The organism is Dellaglioa sp. CoH-55-MRSF-8 (genome assembly GCF_056782195.1).
The window spans coordinates 1-285 of sequence record NZ_JBXAYH010000173.1 but is presented as its reverse complement, the minus strand read 5'-3'; the positions used below and the strand labels follow the sequence as shown (position 1 = coordinate 285).

Sequence of the window (285 nt, the reverse complement as noted above, 5' to 3'; positions counted from 1 at the left end):
CAACCCGCTCCACCGTTATATTGCGCAAGCGCTCGACGATGAACGCACCGTGCCCCGCATCCTCATGGCTGATACAAAGCTCGTGCTTTCGGCGCAGCGCTTCGTACTCATCGAGAAAGTCTTCGACAGCCTTTGGGCTTTCTACGTAACTTCTCGCTATTCTGTCAAACCTTTGGGGTTTCTGCCTCATTCGTCCGAATCCTCAAGAAATGCATCATACCAACCATCGTACCACGAGAGGCCGTTAGCGTCATTGTCCGGGTACGGGCTTTCATCCACGTCGCC

Annotated in this window: 1 protein-coding gene; it reads right to left on the bottom strand. The window is 54.0% G+C overall.

Features of this window, described 5'->3' with window-relative positions; all coding sequences use genetic code 11:
• Positions 1–190, bottom strand: a 190-nt coding sequence (locus AC1RPW_RS08395; RefSeq protein WP_481769508.1) for a hypothetical protein, incomplete at its 3' end; no start/stop codon positions are given.
• Positions 191–285: the final 95 nt, after the last annotated feature.